Consider the following 16,239-nt stretch of genomic DNA (forward strand, 5'->3'; position numbering starts at 1 on the left):
GGCCGCCGCGCCGACCTCGCCTCCGCGCTGCCTCCCGGGGCTCACGCGTGGTCGTCGAGGAAGCGGGCCCAGGCGCGCCGGAATCCGGCGCGGGCCTCGGCAGCGCGCTGCTCCTCGAGGGCGTGGAGCCGGCCGAAGCTGAACGCGCTCTCCCCGTCGGCCTGCGCGGCGGCCGCGAGCTCGAGCAGGTGGGCCCGGCTCACCACCGTGTCCTGCAGCTCCCCGAGGGTGTCCTGCAGGCGCTCGGCGGACGCCGCGAGCTTCTTCGCGCGCTTGCCGAGCACCGGTTCAGCCGCCTCTCCCGCGTACCGCAGCCGCTTGGCACTCTTGCGCACCTCGTGCAGGGCCTCGTCGAGGGCATCCACATCGAGGGAGTCGGCGTCCTCGAGCTCCTCGGCCGCCCGGACGGCGTCCCGCAGCCGCCCGACGTCCTTCGCGAGACGGCGCGCCACCGCCTTCCGCGCCGGCTTCCGGCCGCGGTCGATGAGCGGGGGCGCGTCGAGGAAGGCGTCGAGCGAGTCCAGGAGGCGGAAGTAGCGCTCGCTGCCCAAGGCGACCAGGCCGACGTCGTGCGCCTGCCGGTAGCGGAAGTCCGACTCCTCCTCGATCCGGCGCACCACCGGCCCGAGCAGCAGGCCGTGCGGCTGGTCGCCGGCGAGGGCGGTCAGCCGCCCGCGCATGACCTCGACGTCGCGCGCCTGCCCGACCGTGCCCGCGAGCCACTGGAGCTCGTCGCGGAGCCGGTTCGCGGCGGCCGCGTCGACGAATTTCCTGAACGATGCGAGGGCCGAGCGCATGCGCCGTGCGCTGACGCGGAGCTGGTGCACGGCGTCGGGCGCGTCGAGCCGGACGCCGGGGTCGTGGGCCAGGAGCTCCTCGGCGTGCCGGCGCACGTAGGCCAGGAGCACGACGCCGGCCTCCCCCTTCCGCTCGGGCCCCGCCTGCTGCTCGGACGGGTGCTGGAGCGCGGGCCCGAGGGCGCGGACGAGCTTGGAGGGGAGTGCGGCGGGATGGATCCCGGCGGCGGCGAGCAGCTCGTCGGCCGCCTCGAGCAGGTCCTCGCTGCCCGCGACGAGCTCGAGCTCCCATTCGCGCCACCGCTGGCCCGGGCCGATGCCCGGCGGGGCCTGGGACTCGACGTGGTCGTCGCTGAACTCGGCGAGGACCCGGCCGGCGGCGTCGAAGAGCTCGGTTGCGGTGCGGCGGGTGGACAGGCGGGCGATCGGCACGAGGTCGGCGCCGCGGGTGTGGGCGCCCACCAGCCCGCGGAACCTGTCCGGCACCGTTGCAGTGTCCAGACGGAGGGGCTCGTGGAGCTCCTGCCGGGCGCCCGAGCCCGCGGGGAGCTTGAGGTGCCAGCCGGCGTCCGGGCCGCCGGTGCGGCGGCGCAGCGTGATGCGGTGCCGGGCGAGGGCGAAGTCCTGGGTGTCGAAGTACACCGCGTCGAGCAGGCGCGTCTGGGGCGTGCCGATCCGCTCCACGCCGGGGAGTCCTGCGAGGGAGGGGACAGGCGTGTCCGCGTCGACGCTGTACTTGCGTTCCACCTCGAGGGCGTCCTTGCCGGCCATGGGCCCAGCCTACGGGGGCCCGGTGGGCAGCGCACCGGGCGGGACCGCGGGGGGCGGGGCTGCTGCCGCGTAGGCGGCGGCAACCCCGGGGGCGACCGCCTGGAAGACGGTGGCGCCGCCGGGCATGACCATGTAGGCCAGGAACTCCTCGTCGAAGGTGGTGATGCCCGCATCGACGGCATCGAGCTTGGCCTGGACGAGCGCGGAGAGCTGGCGCCAGCCGCGCCGGGCACCCTCCTGGGCGTGGGGCAGGTCGGACATTGCGGCCGGGAGGGCCAGGAGGAAGTGGTGGCCGCCGGAGCGGAAGGTGATCCTGGTCTTCCCGCGCTCGGAGGCGAACCGGATCCCGGTGGCCCCGGCGGCGGCGAGCATCGTCTGGATCTCTGCCTGGGAAGCCGAGCAGGTGACGGAGGCCCCGCGGATGTAGTTGCTTCTCATGGCGCGGAGTGCTCCCGAGGGCCGGCCCAGGTTCCGGGCGGCGATGTCGCAGCCTGCACAGTCGGCACCGCGCTGGAATGCGGTCTGCGCGCTGCAGGGTGGGACATCACGCGCGCCGGTACTGGGCGGTGATGGGGCACTCGAACGGGTCGCGCGCGGCGAGCCCGACCCGGTTGAGGTAGGCGATGACGATCCCGTAGGAGCGCCACAGGGTCGTCTCCGTATAGGGGACCGCGAGGGCGCGGCACTGTTCGCGCACGAGCCTGCGGGCACGGCCCAGGTGGGGCCGGGGCATGCTGGGGAAGAGGTGGTGCTCGACCTGGTAGTTCAGGCCGCCCATGAGCCAGGTGGCCCACCAGCCGCCGGCGATGTTGCGGGAGGTGCGGACCTGCTTGCTGAAGAAGTCGAGCCTCGCGTCCCGGGCGATCACCGGCATCCCCTTGTGGTTGGGGGCGAACGTGGCCCCCATGTAGAGGCCGAAGACGGCGACCTGGACCCCGAGGAACGCGAACGCCATGCCGACGGGGAGGAGCCAGAAGAGCGGGACCAGGAGGAGGCCGAACCGGAGCGTGAGGAGGCCGAGCTCGGTCCATCGGCCGCGGACCGGTCCGCGGGAGAAGAGATGGCGGAAGCTCAGGTAGTGCAGGTTGAGGCCCTCAAGCGTCAGCAGCGGGAAGAACAGCCAGCCCTGGTGCCGCGTGATGAGCCTGCGCAGGCCACGGGCCTGGGACGCGTCCTCCTCGATGAACGAGATGGTGTCCACCTCGATGTCCGGGTCGCGGCCCACCCGGTTCGGGTTGGCGTGGTGCCGGGAGTGCTTGGAGTCCCACCACGAGTAGCTCATCCCGACGACGGCGGCGAGGGCGCGGGCCAGCCTGTCGTTCGCGGGGCCGGTGGAGAGGATCTGCCGGTGGGCGGCCTCGTGGGCCATGAAGGCGACCTGGGTGAAGAGGATGCCCAGCCCCGCGGCGATGAGGAGCTGGAACCAGCTCTCGCCGAGGAGGACGGAGCCGGTGAGGAAGCCGCCCAGAACGGCCAGCAGTGCCCCGCCGAGGAGCGAGTAGAACCACGGTGTGCGCCGCAGCAGCCCGTCGTCGCGCACCATCTGCGCCACGTGGAGGTAGGCCTTGGTCAGCGGCGGGAACGTCTCGGTTCCTGCATGCGGCTGACGAGTCGAGGGGACTGCGGGGCTGGAGACTGTGGTTATCAGGCGACTTTCAGGTCTGGGAGGGTGCTTGGAGCAAAAACGATGCCTGCGGGCGGGGCGCCGGTGGCGGCCCGCCCGCGGCGTCGCTCATGTCAGAGGGCGCGGATGTTCGCAGCCTGGGGGCCCTTGGGGCCGCGCTCGGAATCGAACTCGACGCGCTGGCCCTCTTCGAGGGAGCGGTAGCCGGACGAGCTGATGGCGCTGTAGTGGGCGAAGACGTCGGGGGTGCCGTCCTCAGGCGCGATGAAGCCGAAGCCCTTTTCGGAGTTGAACCATTTCACGGTGCCAGTGGCCATGTTGCTTTCCTTCTGTGTGGATGTGACCCCCGTGCAGGGGCCGGTTGCCGGGCCGACGACGTCGACGCGGACAGCTGTGGTGGTGGGGGAATGATGTGCGAGGCGGTGCGCGGTGCGGGCGGCCAAAGCGTGGTCGCGGCCCGGCGGTCGAAGGCCTTGCGGCAAGAAGTCTGAGAGGCGCCCTCAATCTGAGGGGCGGTGACCAGCCGCTTTTCTGACAGCTGGTGTTTGTATCACTCTACAGGCTTCCGGGCCCTGTGTCCCGCCAGCCCCAGGAGGGCGATGCCAACGGCCGCGATCCAGACCCACAGGAGCGGCCCGTAGACCGTGTAGAGGGCGGTGACGGCGAACCTCAGCACCTCGCTCGCCAGGCCGAGGGCCCCGGTGGCGATCCCGAGCCAGCCCATCCAGTGCGGGAGCGGGCCGCGGACCATGGGCACGCTGATGAGGAGGACACCCAGCGGCGTGAGCGCGCCCGCGAGGGTGGCGGTGTTGTTCTCTGCCACGAGCGCCTCCGCAGCCGCGACGAAAGCCGGCCGCGCGGCGTCGTCCGCGGCGGACCACGCATCGCTGAGCGTGACGAGCGAGAGGGTGCCCACGCTCGAGGTGGGCACCGCGAGCAGCGCCGTCCACGAGGCGGCCCCGACCACGAAGCCGAGCAGCGCGAGGGGCGCGTTCGTGGGCAGCAGGGCGACCAGGAGGGCTGTGAAGACCACGAGGCCGAACAGGGACGGGACGAGCCACAGGAGCTGCTGGGCGATATAGGAGGCCTTGTGCCCCGCGATGAACTGCAGCGTCGCCTCGCCGCCCGAGGCCGGGGGCGCGTCCACAGCGTAGAGCGCCAGCGCGGCCACATCGAAGAGGACGAACAGGAGCGCCGCTGCCCCCGCAACCCGGTACAGGGGAGTCCAGCTCAGGGAGGCCCAGGCGCGGGTGCCGGGCCCGGTGGTCGCCGTCATGCTCTTCAGGCTAGGGCCGGCGGCCGCGTCCTGCTGGGGGCGAAGGGCCCGGCTCGGGGCCCGTGGGCGCGGCGGCGGGACTTGGTGCTCTGAACCGGGCGCCCGGGCCGGCCTAGCCTTGAGGCCAGGTCCGCGCAGCGTCCGGGAGTGATTGCCATGAATCCGCTGGTCCAGATGGTGGTGTTCTTCGTCTTCGCCGTCCCCGCGTTCCTCGGGAGCGTCCTCGCGGCCCGGTTCCCCTGGGCCAGATGGGTAGGCCGCGTGGGGACGGGCCTGACCATGCTGCTCGGCGGGGCAGCCGTGAACGCCTCGTTCCTGATCGGGGGCGCCACCTACGCCGACTTCGCCGACGACGCGAAGTTCGCCTGGGTGACCGATGCCTGGCGGGCGGTGGTGCCCGGGGACTACGCCCTCTGGATCGGGCTGCTCATCGCGTTCGAGGCCGTGGCCGGGATCCTGATCCTCTCCGGCGGCCGCCCTGCCCGGGCCGGCCTCGTGGCCGCGATCGCGTTCCACGTGGGGCTCGGGGTGTTCTTCTCGTGGTTCCTGACGTACTACGCGGCGGTCATGCTCGTGGGCATGGGGCTCCTTCTGCGCGCCGAGTGGCGCCCACGGGCCGCGGCGCCGCTCCGGGCGCCAAGGCGGCAGCACCGCCTCGCCTAGGCATGGACCTCAGTCCTCGTCCTCCCCGTCGTCGTCCTCGTCGTCCGCTTCGGCGAGGTTGAGGGAGGCCGCCTGCAGGATCGCCGCGACGTCCGCGTCCGGCGCGTCCTGCCGGTAGGCCTCGGCTACGGACTTGAAGCCGATCGCCATCCCCAGAACGAGGCGCGTGTAGTCGGGGGCGAGGGCCTCGATGATCTGGCGGATCACTTGGGGGAGGACCTCGCGGAGTGCCGCCGCCTGCTCGGGCGAGCCGCCCCTGAAGGTCACGGAGACCGCGTCGTCCACTCGGGCCAGGGTCTTGAGGGACTCCTTGAACATCTCCGTTGCCGCGGGGTCTTCCGGCTCCCAGGACAGGGCCGCCGTGAGGACACCGATGCCGCGCTGGATCATCTCCGTCTCATCACTCATGCCTCCATCCTGCCCCGCAGTGCCCCGCGGCAATCCGCGCGGCACGGGATTCGGTGGTTGCCCGCGGGAAAGTAACCCATCCAGGGGTGCTGGATGGGTTACTTCTTGGGGGTGGGGCCGCCACCTTCCGCCGATCGCGGCCGGCGCACGGACGACGGCGGCCGGTCGCCTCCCAGCCGGCCGGCGCCCTCGGTCGGGATCCTCAGCCGAGGGCGACCCCGAGCTCCGGGGAGTGGGTGAGGGTGGCGTGGACCGGGCAGTGCTGGCCCGCGCGCAGGAGCGCCTCCCGGTGCTTGTCGCTGAGGCCCTCGGGGAGGAGGAGCTCCGCGCGGATCTCGCCCACGCGGCGCGGCCGGTTCGCCATGGCGCCGGAGACCCTCACGCTGACCTCGCCCGGGAGGCCGATCCCGTTGCGCTCGGCATAGTCCACCACCGTCCACAGGATGCACGAGCTCAGCGAGGCCAGCAGCAGCTCGCTCGGCCGCAGGCTCGCGTCCGAGACGACCGTGGCACTGCCCGTGGACACCGTGAACTGCTCGGTCCCGGTGCGGGTCGCGGTGGCGGTGTAGGAATCGGCCATGGGGAGGTTCCCTTCGGTGGGCGGGGCGGGGCGGGGTGAGTGGGAGGGGAGGCGGGGGAGGCTCAGCGGGTGAGGCCGCGCCGTCGTCCGCGCGCGTACTGCACCGATGCGGCGGCAGCGCCGACCACGAGCCAGCCCGCGCCGACGAGGAGCGCATTCTGGTTCGCGAACACGACGATCACGGCCAGCACGACGATCGCGAGCGCGGGCACGGCCACGTGCACGAGCCGGCGGGTGCTGCGGCGGCGCACGGCGAAGTAGCCGATCACGGAGGCGTGCAGGAGCAGGAACGCGCTCAGTGCGCCGATCGAGACGGTCGAGGCGAGCAGGTCCAGCCCGTCCGGCTCGTAGGCCGCCCACACGGCGAGGACGAGGGTGACGGCGGTGACGAGCGCCGTGGCGAGCATGGGCGAACCGGAGCGGCTGCCCACGCGCGAGAAGGCGCGGGGGAAGCGGCCGTCGCGGGCCATGGTCATGACCACCCGCGACCCGGCGGCCAGCCCCATCATGCCGGCGAAGCTCGCGCCGATCGCCTTCGCGACCGCCAGCAGCGTCGCGAGCCACGGCGCCACCTGGGAGCGGACCACGTCGTAGAACAGCGTGCCCTCCGAGGACGGGTCGGCGGCGAGGTCGGCCGGGGTGGCGGTGGTGAGGAGCTGGATCACGTAGCTCTGGAGGAAGAACAGGACGCCGGCCACCACGAGGCACGCGAGCATCGCCTTGCCCACGACCTTGGCCGCGCCGGCGGTCTCCTCGGCGAAGGTCGCGATCGCGTCGAAGCCCAGGTACGCCATGGCCGCGACCGAGACGGTGCCGACGATGGCCGTGGCGGAGAAGCCGCCCACCCCGGCGAACGGGGCCGCGAGGCTCTGCCGCGCCCCCGACGTGGCGAGCACGGCGAGCGCGCCGACGAGCACGACGGCGAGCACCGCCACCTCGGCGAGGACGACGGCGGCCGCCGCCCGCGCGATCGTCCTGCCGCCGGCGAGGTTCACCGCCGTGGTGAGGAGCACGGCGAGCGCCGTGAACGCCCACGCGGGCACGGCGGGCAGGAACGAATGGAGGGCGTAGCCGGTGAAGAGGAACGCGACGCTCGGGATGAGGAGGTAGTCCAGGAGCACCATCCAGCCGGCGATGAAGCCCGCCGGCGCACTCAGCCCCGCCGAGGCGTACGAGTAGACCGATCCGGCCCGCGGCACCGCGGCGGACATCTGGGCGTAGGAGACGGCCGTGAGCGCCATGACGAGGGTCGCGACGAGGTAGACGGACAGGCTCGCGCCCTGGCTCTTGGCGTAGATGGTGCCGAAGATCCCCACCGGCGCGGCGGGACCGATGAACACGAGTCCGTTGCCGATGAGCTGGCGGAGGCTGAGCGATCTCGGGAGGGAGGTCTGCGGCGGGGTCTGCTGCTGGGCGGTCATGGCTCTCCCTCTCAGTGGTCCTGAGTGCGGCGCGGTCCGGCGGGCGCACCTCCTCGGCAACGGGATGGGCGCCGGGCCCTATTCCCCGGCCGGTCCGGAACCCGGGCACGGGGGCCGCCGGCATGCTGATCCCGGCCCTGCCCGCCCTTTTGTGAGTGCCGGCTCTGAGTTGCTGACGGCGGTGCCGGACCTGCCGATAGGGGAGAGGATGAAGGGGATCATCTTCAACCTGCTCGAGGAAGCCATCGTGGAGCGCCACGGCGCCGACGCGTGGGACGGGCTGCTCGACGGCCTCGGCCTGGACGGGGTCTACACCTCGCTCGGCAGCTATCCGGACGCGGAGGTCTACCGGATCGTCGAGGGCGCCGCCGTCCTCGACAGCAGGAGCACGGCCGAGACGCTGCGCTGGTTCGGCCGCGAGGCCCTGGCCCTCATGGCGGGGCGGTATCCGGCCTACTTCTCCGCCCACACCACGGCGCTTCCGTTCCTGCTCAGCGTCAACAGCATGATCCATCCCGAGGTCCGCAAGGTCTATCCGGGTGCCGAGGTGCCCACCTTCGGGTTCCGGACCGAACCCTCGGGAGCGCTGCTGATGACCTACGACTCCCCGCGGCGCCTCTGCGCCCTCGCCCACGGATTCATCGACGGCGCCGCCGACCACTTCGGCCAGACGGCGGAGGTGGAGCACCTCGAGTGCATGCACCGGGGCGACAGCGCGTGCCTGCGTCGGGTCACCTTCCGCGGCGCGGAGGGGGCGTGAGCGGTACGGCCGGGCCGGACGGGGCGCAGGTCGGTGCCCTCCAGCGCCGCCTCGACCGCGAGCGGCGGACCCGGCTCGCGGCCGAGGCGATCGCGGAGCGGGGACTGCGCGAGCTCTACGACCGGCAGCAGCAGCTGGGCCTGCTCGAGGCCGTCGCCGACGCCGCCAACCAGTCCAGCACCGTGGCCGAGGCCCTGCAGTACGGCGTGCGGACGGTGTGCGAGTTCACCGACTGGCAGATCGGCCACGCCTACCTGCTGGACGAGGCCGGCGAGAGCATGAGGCCCACCTCCATCTGGCACGGCGTCGACGAGGGCCGGTTCGGGGACTTCTACGGGGCCACGGTGGCCACCGGCTTCGAGGTGGGGCGCGGGCTGCCGGGCCGCGTGCTGGCCAGCGGGGCGCCGGCCTGGATCCCCGACATCGCCGCCGACACCGAGTTCCCCCGGGCGGCCGCGGCCCTGCACGACGGGCTCCGGTCGGCGGTGGCGTTCCCGATCCTGCTCGGCACGGAGGTCATCGCCGTCCTGGAGTTCTTCGCCGCCCACACGCTGGAACCCGACGAGACCCTGCTCCGGCTGCTGGCGAAGATCGGCGCGCAGCTGGGCAGGGTCGCGGAGCGCGAGCGCGCCCGGGACCGCCTCCTGCACGATGCCCTGCACGACGCCCTCACCGGGCTGCCCAACCGCGCCCTGCTCGCCGACCGGCTCGCCCACGCCGTGGCCCGCACCGCACGCGAGAAGGGGACCTCCTTCGCCGTCCTCTTCGCCGACCTGGACCGGTTCAAGCTCTTCAACGACAGCCTCGGCCACCCGGTGGGGGACGCCCTCATCACCGAGGTCGCCCGCCGCTGGGGCCAGTCTCTGCGCCCCGGCGACACGCTCGCGCGGATCGGCGGCGACGAGTTCACGGTGCTGCTGGACGGGATCGAGGACGTCAACGACGCCGTGCGGACGGCGGCGGCCATGATGGAGGCCCTCGCCGGGCCGGTCCTCATCGGCGGCCAGCAGCTGTTCGTCAGCGCGAGCATCGGCATCGCCACCAGCACCATGGGCTACGACTCGGCGGACGAGATCCTCCGCCACGCGGACCTCGCCATGTACCGGGCGAAGGTGCTGGGCAAGGGCCGGTACGAGATCTACGACCCCGTGATGCACGAGCTCGCCGTGGGCCGCCTCTCGCTCGAATCCAGGCTGCGGCGGGCCCTGCACGAGGAGGAGTTCGTCCTGCACTACCAGCCGATCGTCTCCCTCGACGACGGGGCGATGGTCGGGGTCGAGGCGCTGGTCCGGTGGCGCCGGTCGGAGTCGGAGCTGGTCTACCCGGACCAGTTCATCCCCGTGGCGGAGGAGACCGGCATCATCGTCTTCCTCGGCCTGTGGGTGCTGCGCGAGGCGTGCCGCACGATGGTCCGCTGGCAGCAGGAGTTCCCCCGCGACCCCGCCCTCACGGTGGCCGTCAACGTCTCCGCCCGCCAGTTCGCCCAGCACGACTTCGTCGAGCAGGTCAGCCGGGTCCTCGCGGAGACCGGCATCCGCCCCGGCACGGTCAAGCTCGAGATCACCGAGAGCGTGTCGATGATGGACACCGAATACACGGTCGAGATCCTCACCCAGCTCCAGCGCCTCGGCGTCTGCGTCAGCATCGACGACTTCGGCACCGGGTACTCGTCGCTCGCCTACCTGCACAGCTTCCCGATGGACACCCTCAAGATCGACAGGTCCTTCGTCGCCCAGCTCGACCGCGGCGAGCAGGGCCGGCAGATCGTGGGGACCATCATGAACCTGGCCCGCGACCTGAAGATCCGGGTCATCGCCGAGGGGGCCGAGACGTACGAGCATGTCGAGGAGCTGAAGACCTTGGGGTGCGACTTCGCGCAGGGCTACTACTTCTCCAGGCCCGTCGAGCCGGCCGTCATCTCCGGGCTGCTCGCGGCGGATCCCGAGCTGGCTGGGTCAGCCCGGGGATCCGAGTGCGACGCGCTGCCCGCCTGAGCGGAACCGCTGGATTGCGAGGCAGCCGCTTGGCAGCATAGGCGTCGAGCCCACGAGCAGGATCCCGTCAGCAACGAAGTGCGAACGCCGCCAAGGAGAAGCCATGACCGCCCCCGGCCCCGCCAGCCCCCACGCCGATCCCGCCGCCGACCCCGAGTGGTTCCGCAGCGCCGTCGTCTACCAGATCTACCCGCGCAGCTTCGCGGACTCCGACGGGGACGGGGTGGGAGACCTCCGCGGCATCATCGGCCGGCTGGACTACCTCGAGCGCCTCGGGATCGACGTCGTGTGGCTCTCCCCCGTCTACCGTTCCCCGCAGGACGACAACGGCTACGACATCAGCGACTACCGGGACATCGACCCGCTCTTCGGCTCCCTCGCCGACCTCGACGAGCTGATCGAGGGCCTGCACGCCCGCGGGAGGAAACTCGTCATGGACCTCGTGGTCAACCACACCTCCGACGAGCACCCCTGGTTCGCCGAGTCCCGCGCCTCGAAGGACTCGCCCAAGCGCGACTGGTACTGGTGGCGACCCGCCCGGCCCGGCCACGAACCCGGCACCCCGGGCGCGGAGCCGAACAACTGGGCCTCCTTCTTCTCCGGCCCCGCCTGGCAGTTCGAGGAGGCCACCGGCGAGTACTACCTCCACCTCTTCTCGAAGAAGCAGCCCGACCTGAACTGGGAGAACCCCGAGGTCCGCCAGGCCGTCTACGCGATGATGAACTGGTGGCTGGACCGCGGCGTGGACGGCTTCCGCATGGACGTCATCAACTTCATCTCTAAGGACCCCGTGCTCGCGGACAAGCCCCTCGGCGAGGGCGAGCTCTACAGCCACGACCGCAGCGGCTACGTCTGCGGCCCGCGCATCCACGAGTTCCTCCAGGAGATGCACGGTGAGGTCTTCGCCCACCGGGACGCCGGCCTGCTGACGGTCGGCGAGATGCCCAACGTCACGGTCGAGGACGCGGTCCTCTTCACCGACCCTGCCCGCGCCGAGCTGGACATGGTCTTCCAGTTCGAGCACGTGAACCTGGACCACGGCAACGGCAGCAAGTGGCAGCCGGGCATGCTCCGCCTCACCGACCTCAAGGCCTCGTTCAACCGGTGGCAGGAGGGCCTGGAGGAGCGGGGCTGGAACAGCCTCTACTGGGGCAACCACGACCAGCCGCGGATTGTCTCCCGCTTCGGCGACGACGGCGAGTACCGGGAGCTCTCGGCGAAGATGCTCGCCGGCGTCCTGCACCTGCACCGCGGCACCCCGTACGTCTACCAGGGCGAAGAGCTCGGCATGACCAACATGGCCTTCCCCGGGATCGACGCGCACCGGGACATCGAGGTCCTCAACCACTACCGCGAGGCCACCGGCGCGCTCGGCCTCGATCCGGTCCAGGTCCTCGAGGCCATCGCCCCGCTCAACCGGGACAATGCCCGCACCCCCGTCCAGTGGGACGCGGGCCCCAACGCAGGCTTCACCACGGGCACGCCGTGGATCGCGGTCAACCCGAACGCCGCGGCGATCAACGCCGCCGACCAGGTGGACCGCGACGACTCCGTCTTCGCCTTCTACCGGCAGCTCATCCGGCTCCGCCACGGGCTGCCGGTCATCGCGGACGGCGACTTCACCATGCTCCTGCCCGACCACGAGGCGGTCTACGCCTTCACCCGCCGCCTCGACGGGACCGAGCTGCTCGTCCTCGGCAACTTCTCCGGCGAGCCCCAGCGGGTGGACGTGGGCGACCCGACCTGGACCGCTGCCGAGGTGCTGCTCGGCAACTACCCCGACAGCCCGGGGCTGGACCTGCGGCCGTGGGAGTTCACCTGCCGCCTCCGCGCCCACGGCGGTTGAGCGGAGTCGAAACCTCCGGTGGCTGAACGGGCCGGAACCACGACGCCGGTGACGCGCGCCGCGCGGGGTGCGTCACCGGCGTCGTGCGCGGGTAAGGGGAGCGGGTTGCGGCCCTGTTGGGCCGGAGGCAATAATTTGTCTCGACCATCTAGCAGTACGGTTGTCGAGATGAATCTCTCGGCTTTCCCCAGTTGGCGCCAAGGCGCCGCTGCTAGCTTGTGCCGCGGTCAAGCAAGCCCTTCGACGAAAGGTGTCACCATGCGAGCCATCCAGATCGCCGCCGCCGGCGAGTCCCTCGAAGCCGTGGACCGCGACGTCCCCGAGGTCCCGCGCGGACACGTCCTCGTGCGCGTCTCGGCGTGCGGCGTCTGCCACAGCGACGTGATGGCGGGCGCCGGCCTGGCCTCGTCCTACCCGCGGATCCCCGGCCACGGGGTGGCCGGCACCGTCGAGACCGTCGGCGAGGGCGTGGAGCAGTGGGAGCCGGGCCAGCGCGTGGGCGTGGGCTGGTTCGGCGGCGCGTGCTTCGTGTGCGACGCCTGCCGCGACGGCGACTTCATCTCCTGCCGCGTCGGCAAGGTCACCGGGCTGACCTCGGACGGCGGGTACGCCGAGTTCGTCGTCGCCCCCGCGGACGCGCTCGCCGCCGTCCCGGACGGGCTCAGCGACGCCGAGGCCGCCCCGCTCATGTGCGCCGGCGTCACCACGTTCAACGGGCTCCGCGAGAGCGGCGCCCGCCCCGGCGACGTCGTGGCGGTCCTGGGCCTCGGCGGACTCGGCCACCTCGGCGTGCAGTTCGCGGCCCGCATGGGCTTCGAGACGGTCGCGATCGCCCGTGGCGCGGAGAAGGAGAAGTTCGCCCGCGAGCTCGGCGCGCACCACTACATCGACAGCACGGCGGACGACGTCGCGGGCTCGCTCGCGGCGCTCGGCGGCGCGAAGGTGGTGCTCGCCACCGTGACGGACGCGGAGGCGATGACCGCCACGATCGGCGGCCTCGCGCCGCGCGGGAAGCTCGTGGTGCTCGGCGTCCCGCAGGAGCCCCTCGCCGTCCACGCCGGGGCGATCATCGGCGGCAGCCAGGCCGTGGCCGGGCACGCGTCCGGGTCGGCCAAGGACTCCGAGGACACCCTCAGGTTCGCGGCCCTGACCGGCGTGCGCCCGCTCATCGAGACGTACCCGCTCGAGAAGGCGGCGGACGGGTTCGAGCGCATGATGTCCGGCAAGGCCCGCTTCCGAGTGGTCCTGACCGTCGACTGACGCCGGGCAGGAGGCGGCGTCCCTACCGGTGCGCCGCCTCCAGCTCTGCCGCGAAGTCCTCGGCGAACCGGCGCACGCCGTCCCACTCGGTGTACACGTAGTCGCGCGAGAGGTCGGTGCCCAGGTTCCCCGGCTTGCCCTCCACGATCCGCTTCATCATGTGCCGGCTGACGAAGTTGAGGTGCTTGTACGGCAGCCCGCCGCCGAACAGGGCGATCCTCTTGGGGAGCCAGCCCGTCTCCTCCTCGAACTTCTCGACGTAGCCCTCCGCCTCCTGCGTGTCGCCGCTGGCGGAGGAGAGGCTGACGGAGAAGAACGCCGAGGGCAGCCCGGTCAGCGCGTGGCGGTTGCCGCGGACGTAGTCGACCACGTGCTTGTCGTGCTTGCCCACGTGGACCGATCCGCCTACGATCACGCCGTCGTAGTCGATGAGCGCGGGGTCGGCGCTCTCCTTGACGTCGCAGGTGTCGACGTCGAGGCCCCTGCCGCGCAGGACCCCGGCGATGAAGTCGGCGATCTTCGCCGTCTGCCCTTCGTGCGTGCTGTAGGCCACCAGGACCTTGCTCATGCCGGCTCCTCCTCGGGCTGCGTTACCCCTCATCGTGCGCCGCCGGGCCCCCGGGCTGAAGTGCCCAAGGTCCCGCGGCGCCGCGCCCCGTGCGGCGGCTTGAACCCGTCCGGCCTCCGGTGTCCGATAGGGGCAGGCCCGTTCGTTGCAGGGGTGAGCGGCCGCCCGCGCCGGGCGCCACCGAACCACAGGAGATGATCCTCATGCAGTACCTGGTATCCGTCCTCAACGACACCAGCGACCTCGCCACCGACGAGGAGGCAGCCGCGATCGACGTCTTCAACGACCGGCTTCAGGCCGAGGGGCACTGGGTCTTGGCCGGCGGCCTCAGCGCGCCCGCCTCGGCCATCGTCATCGACAACCGCAACGGCGAGGCCGTGATGACCGACGGACCGTTCGTGGAGACCAAGGAGTGGATCGTGGGCTTCTGGATCATGGAGGCCCCTGACCTGGACGTGGCGCTCAGGCTCGCCGCCGAGGGCTCCAAGGCCTGCAACCGCAGGATCGAGGTCCGGCCGTTCCTGTGAGCGCCGCCGGCGGACGCGACCCGGGGGAGGCGCTCGCCCGGGCCCACCGCGAGGAGTGGGCCCGGGTGGTCGCCTCGCTGGCCCGGCGCTTCGGCGACCTCGACCTCGCCGAGGACGCGGCCGCCGAGGCGTTCGCGACCGCCGTCGAACGCTGGAGGGCCGACGGCGTGCCGCCCAACCCCGGCGCGTGGCTCACGACCACCGCGAACCGCAAGGCGATCGACCGGATCCGCCGCGAGAAGAAGCGCCCGCTGGTCGAGCGGAGCCGAAGCCGCCTGCTCGACGACAGGCCGCCCGACCCGCTCGGCGCGGTGGGCGACGACAGGCTCCGGCTCGTCTTCACCTGCTGCCACCCGGCGCTGGCGATGGAGGCCCGGGTGGCGCTCACGCTGCGGCTGGTCGGCGGCCTGACGGTGCCCGAGATCGCCCGCGCGTTCCTCGTGCAGGAGGGCGCGATGGCGCGCCGGATCACGCGCGCGAAGACCAAGATCGCCGACGCGCGCATCCCGTACCGCGTGCCCTCCGCCGAGGACCTCCCGGCCCGCGTCTCCGGCGTGCTCTCGGTCCTGTTCCTCGTCTTCAACGAGGGCTACCTCGCCACCGGGCCCGACGCCGATCCCGTGCGCCCGGCGCTCACTGCCGAGGCGATCCGGCTCGCCCGCCTCGTCCGGGAGCTCCTTCCGGACCACGGTGAGGCGGCCGGCCTGCTCGCGCTCATGCTCCTGACGGAGGCGCGCCGCCCCGCGCGGGTGGCGGCCGACGGCGCGCTGGTCCCCTTGGGCGAGCAGGACCGCTCCGCGTGGGATGCGGCGCTCATCGCCGAGGGGCACCGGCTGGTGCGGGAGCGACTGGCCTCGGGCGCGGCGCCGGGCCGGTACCAGCTCCTCGCGGCCGTCAACGCCGTGCACACCTCGGCCCGCACCGCGGCGGACACGGACTGGCGGCAGATCGTGGCCCTCTATGACCAGCTCGTCCGGCTCGACCCCTCCCCGGTGGTCGCGCTCAACCGGGCCGTGGCGGTCGCCGAGCTGGACGGACCCCAGCTGGGGCTCGCGCTCCTCGGGCCGCTGGGGGACGCCTTGGCCGGGTACCGGACCTACCACGCTGCCCGCGCCGAGCTGCTGCGCCGCCTGGGCCGGACTGCCGAGGCGCGCGCGGCGTACGAGTCGGCCCTCCAGCTGCCGGGCAACGCGGCGGAGACCGCCTACCTCACGCGGGCGGTGGAGCGGAATCGCGACGGTGGCTGAGCGGAGTCGGAACCCCGGCCGGACGATCGCGGTCGCGCACCCAGGTGACCACGTGGCGGGCGACCGCCACGAGCTCGTCCTGCCGGTACGCCTGCACGGCGGCGACGGCACGGCGGGACTCAGGGTCGTAGCTGTCCCATTCGTGGCGGAAGGAGAGGGTCTGCCCAGGGAACACCGGCCGGATGAAGCGGATGCGGTCGTAGCCGAGGGAGACGGGCGTGAGCCCTTCCGGACGTGCATCCTCGAGGGCACGGGCCGCGACGGCGGACATGAATCCGACGAGGAGCGCGCCGTGGATCTGCCGCGTGCCGAAGGGCGTGGCCCGCATGTACTCCTCGTCGGTGTGGTTGCTCGCGAAGTCGCCGGTGATCCCGGCGAACAGCACGAGGTCCGTCTCGGTGACGGTCTTGCGGAAGACCGCCACGTGGTCTGGATCGAACGGGGCCTGGTCCATGGGTCTCCTCCTGGTGGTGTCCTCGGGTGGTCAGCGCGTCGCC

The 16,239-nt window shown here is 72.3% G+C and carries 17 protein-coding genes; 7 read left to right on the plus strand and 10 right to left on the minus strand.

What is annotated here, in order from left to right; all coding sequences use genetic code 11:
• Positions 1 to 41: 41 nt before the first annotated feature.
• The 5 genes from ACYVKZ_RS12395 to ACYVKZ_RS12415 form a co-directional block, all read right to left on the minus strand.
• Complete coding sequence (locus ACYVKZ_RS12395; protein ID WP_460992552.1) at positions 42 to 1,568, minus strand: CYTH and CHAD domain-containing protein; 1,527 nt, start codon at positions 1,566 to 1,568, stop codon at positions 42 to 44.
• 9 nt (positions 1,569 to 1,577) lie between these two features.
• Positions 1,578 to 2,006 carry a hypothetical protein gene (locus ACYVKZ_RS12400; RefSeq protein ID WP_460992553.1) on the minus strand — a complete coding sequence of 143 codons (429 nt, stop codon included), beginning with the start codon at positions 2,004 to 2,006 and terminating at the stop codon, positions 1,578 to 1,580.
• Between the two features lie 106 nt (positions 2,007 to 2,112).
• Positions 2,113 to 3,216, minus strand: a complete 1,104-nt coding sequence (locus ACYVKZ_RS12405; RefSeq protein WP_460992728.1) for a fatty acid desaturase family protein — start codon at positions 3,214 to 3,216, stop codon at positions 2,113 to 2,115.
• Positions 3,217 to 3,305: 89 nt separating this feature from the next.
• Entirely contained in the window at positions 3,306 to 3,509 is a 204-nt protein-coding gene (locus ACYVKZ_RS12410; RefSeq protein WP_460992554.1) for a cold-shock protein, read from the minus strand.
• Positions 3,510 to 3,742: 233 nt separating this feature from the next.
• Complete coding sequence (locus ACYVKZ_RS12415) at positions 3,743 to 4,468, minus strand: DUF4386 family protein (protein WP_460992555.1); 726 nt, start codon at positions 4,466 to 4,468, stop codon at positions 3,743 to 3,745.
• Between the two features lie 156 nt (positions 4,469 to 4,624).
• Between ACYVKZ_RS12415 and ACYVKZ_RS12420 the strand changes: the two genes are divergently transcribed.
• Positions 4,625 to 5,131, plus strand: coding sequence for a hypothetical protein (locus ACYVKZ_RS12420; RefSeq protein ID WP_460992556.1), 507 nt, complete (start codon positions 4,625 to 4,627; stop codon positions 5,129 to 5,131).
• 9 nt (positions 5,132 to 5,140) lie between these two features.
• On the opposite strand, the gene ACYVKZ_RS12425 is transcribed toward ACYVKZ_RS12420, so the two are convergent.
• The 3 genes from ACYVKZ_RS12425 to ACYVKZ_RS12435 all read right to left on the minus strand — a co-directional run bounded on the left by ACYVKZ_RS12425 (position 5,141) and on the right by ACYVKZ_RS12435 (position 7,540).
• Complete coding sequence (locus ACYVKZ_RS12425; RefSeq protein ID WP_460992557.1) at positions 5,141 to 5,539, minus strand: hypothetical protein; 399 nt, start codon at positions 5,537 to 5,539, stop codon at positions 5,141 to 5,143.
• Between the two features lie 202 nt (positions 5,540 to 5,741).
• Positions 5,742 to 6,119, minus strand: a complete 378-nt coding sequence (locus ACYVKZ_RS12430; protein WP_460992558.1) for an OsmC family protein — start codon at positions 6,117 to 6,119, stop codon at positions 5,742 to 5,744.
• Between the two features lie 62 nt (positions 6,120 to 6,181).
• Complete coding sequence (locus tag ACYVKZ_RS12435) at positions 6,182 to 7,540, minus strand: APC family permease (RefSeq protein WP_460992559.1); 1,359 nt, start codon at positions 7,538 to 7,540, stop codon at positions 6,182 to 6,184.
• A 208-nt stretch (positions 7,541 to 7,748) separates the two neighbouring features.
• Here ACYVKZ_RS12435 and ACYVKZ_RS12440 point away from each other — a divergent pair, with 208 nt between their 5' ends.
• The 4 genes from ACYVKZ_RS12440 to ACYVKZ_RS12455 all read left to right on the plus strand — a co-directional run bounded on the left by ACYVKZ_RS12440 (position 7,749) and on the right by ACYVKZ_RS12455 (position 13,400).
• Positions 7,749 to 8,300 (plus strand): heme NO-binding domain-containing protein, encoded by a 552-nt coding sequence (locus ACYVKZ_RS12440; RefSeq protein WP_460992560.1) that lies wholly within the window; start codon positions 7,749 to 7,751, stop codon positions 8,298 to 8,300.
• Positions 8,297 to 10,294 carry a putative bifunctional diguanylate cyclase/phosphodiesterase gene (locus ACYVKZ_RS12445; protein ID WP_460992561.1) on the plus strand — a complete coding sequence of 666 codons (1,998 nt, stop codon included), beginning with the start codon at positions 8,297 to 8,299 and terminating at the stop codon, positions 10,292 to 10,294. Before ACYVKZ_RS12440 ends, ACYVKZ_RS12445 begins: the two co-directional genes overlap by 4 nt.
• A 103-nt stretch (positions 10,295 to 10,397) precedes the next feature.
• A complete protein-coding gene (locus ACYVKZ_RS12450) occupies positions 10,398 to 12,140 on the plus strand; it encodes a glycoside hydrolase family 13 protein (protein ID WP_460992562.1) in 1,743 nt (580 codons plus the stop codon).
• A gap of 258 nt (positions 12,141 to 12,398) precedes the next feature.
• On the plus strand, positions 12,399 to 13,400 hold the full coding sequence (locus tag ACYVKZ_RS12455) for an alcohol dehydrogenase catalytic domain-containing protein (protein WP_460992563.1): 1,002 nt from the start codon (positions 12,399 to 12,401) through the stop codon (positions 13,398 to 13,400).
• A 22-nt stretch (positions 13,401 to 13,422) separates the two neighbouring features.
• On the opposite strand, the gene ACYVKZ_RS12460 is transcribed toward ACYVKZ_RS12455, so the two are convergent.
• Positions 13,423 to 13,968 carry a flavodoxin domain-containing protein gene (locus tag ACYVKZ_RS12460; RefSeq protein ID WP_460992564.1) on the minus strand — a complete coding sequence of 182 codons (546 nt, stop codon included), beginning with the start codon at positions 13,966 to 13,968 and terminating at the stop codon, positions 13,423 to 13,425.
• 203 nt (positions 13,969 to 14,171) lie between these two features.
• Here ACYVKZ_RS12460 and ACYVKZ_RS12465 point away from each other — a divergent pair, with 203 nt between their 5' ends.
• Together ACYVKZ_RS12465 and ACYVKZ_RS12470 are read left to right on the plus strand one after the other, a co-directional pair.
• The gene (locus ACYVKZ_RS12465) at positions 14,172 to 14,495 is read left to right on the plus strand and encodes a YciI family protein (protein ID WP_460992565.1); all 324 of its coding nucleotides are present in this window, start codon (positions 14,172 to 14,174) and stop codon (positions 14,493 to 14,495) included.
• Positions 14,492 to 15,742: an RNA polymerase sigma factor gene (locus ACYVKZ_RS12470; RefSeq protein ID WP_460992566.1), complete on the plus strand. Its 1,251-nt coding sequence runs from the start codon at positions 14,492 to 14,494 to the stop codon at positions 15,740 to 15,742. The genes ACYVKZ_RS12465 and ACYVKZ_RS12470 overlap by 4 nt, the downstream gene beginning before the upstream one ends.
• On the opposite strand, the gene ACYVKZ_RS12475 is transcribed toward ACYVKZ_RS12470, so the two are convergent.
• The gene (locus ACYVKZ_RS12475) at positions 15,705 to 16,196 is read right to left on the minus strand and encodes a MaoC family dehydratase (protein WP_460992567.1); all 492 of its coding nucleotides are present in this window, start codon (positions 16,194 to 16,196) and stop codon (positions 15,705 to 15,707) included. The genes ACYVKZ_RS12470 and ACYVKZ_RS12475 overlap by 38 nt on opposite strands.
• Between the last annotated feature and the right edge of the window lie 43 nt (positions 16,197 to 16,239).

Source organism: Sinomonas soli (assembly GCF_054782415.1).

Bases quoted from the DNA above. Each gene is read 5' to 3' on its own strand.
- ACYVKZ_RS12400 (WP_460992553.1), bottom strand. From the start codon at position 2,006: ATGAGAAGCAACTACATCCGCGGGGCCTCCGTCACCTGCTCGGCTTCC.
- ACYVKZ_RS12455 (WP_460992563.1), top strand. From the start codon at position 12,399: ATGCGAGCCATCCAGATCGCCGCCGCCGGCGAGTCCCTCGAAGCCGTG.
- ACYVKZ_RS12450 (WP_460992562.1), top strand. From the start codon at position 10,398: ATGACCGCCCCCGGCCCCGCCAGCCCCCACGCCGATCCCGCCGCCGAC.
- ACYVKZ_RS12415 (WP_460992555.1), bottom strand. From the start codon at position 4,468: ATGACGGCGACCACCGGGCCCGGCACCCGCGCCTGGGCCTCCCTGAGC.
- ACYVKZ_RS12430 (WP_460992558.1), bottom strand. From the start codon at position 6,119: ATGGCCGATTCCTACACCGCCACCGCGACCCGCACCGGGACCGAGCAG.
- ACYVKZ_RS12435 (WP_460992559.1), bottom strand. From the start codon at position 7,540: ATGACCGCCCAGCAGCAGACCCCGCCGCAGACCTCCCTCCCGAGATCG.
- ACYVKZ_RS12420 (WP_460992556.1), top strand. From the start codon at position 4,625: ATGAATCCGCTGGTCCAGATGGTGGTGTTCTTCGTCTTCGCCGTCCCC.
- ACYVKZ_RS12440 (WP_460992560.1), top strand. From the start codon at position 7,749: ATGAAGGGGATCATCTTCAACCTGCTCGAGGAAGCCATCGTGGAGCGC.
- ACYVKZ_RS12465 (WP_460992565.1), top strand. From the start codon at position 14,172: ATGCAGTACCTGGTATCCGTCCTCAACGACACCAGCGACCTCGCCACC.
- ACYVKZ_RS12395 (WP_460992552.1), bottom strand. From the start codon at position 1,568: ATGGCCGGCAAGGACGCCCTCGAGGTGGAACGCAAGTACAGCGTCGAC.
- ACYVKZ_RS12425 (WP_460992557.1), bottom strand. From the start codon at position 5,539: ATGAGTGATGAGACGGAGATGATCCAGCGCGGCATCGGTGTCCTCACG.
- ACYVKZ_RS12410 (WP_460992554.1), bottom strand. From the start codon at position 3,509: ATGGCCACTGGCACCGTGAAATGGTTCAACTCCGAAAAGGGCTTCGGC.
- ACYVKZ_RS12475 (WP_460992567.1), bottom strand. From the start codon at position 16,196: ATGGACCAGGCCCCGTTCGATCCAGACCACGTGGCGGTCTTCCGCAAG.
- ACYVKZ_RS12460 (WP_460992564.1), bottom strand. From the start codon at position 13,968: ATGAGCAAGGTCCTGGTGGCCTACAGCACGCACGAAGGGCAGACGGCG.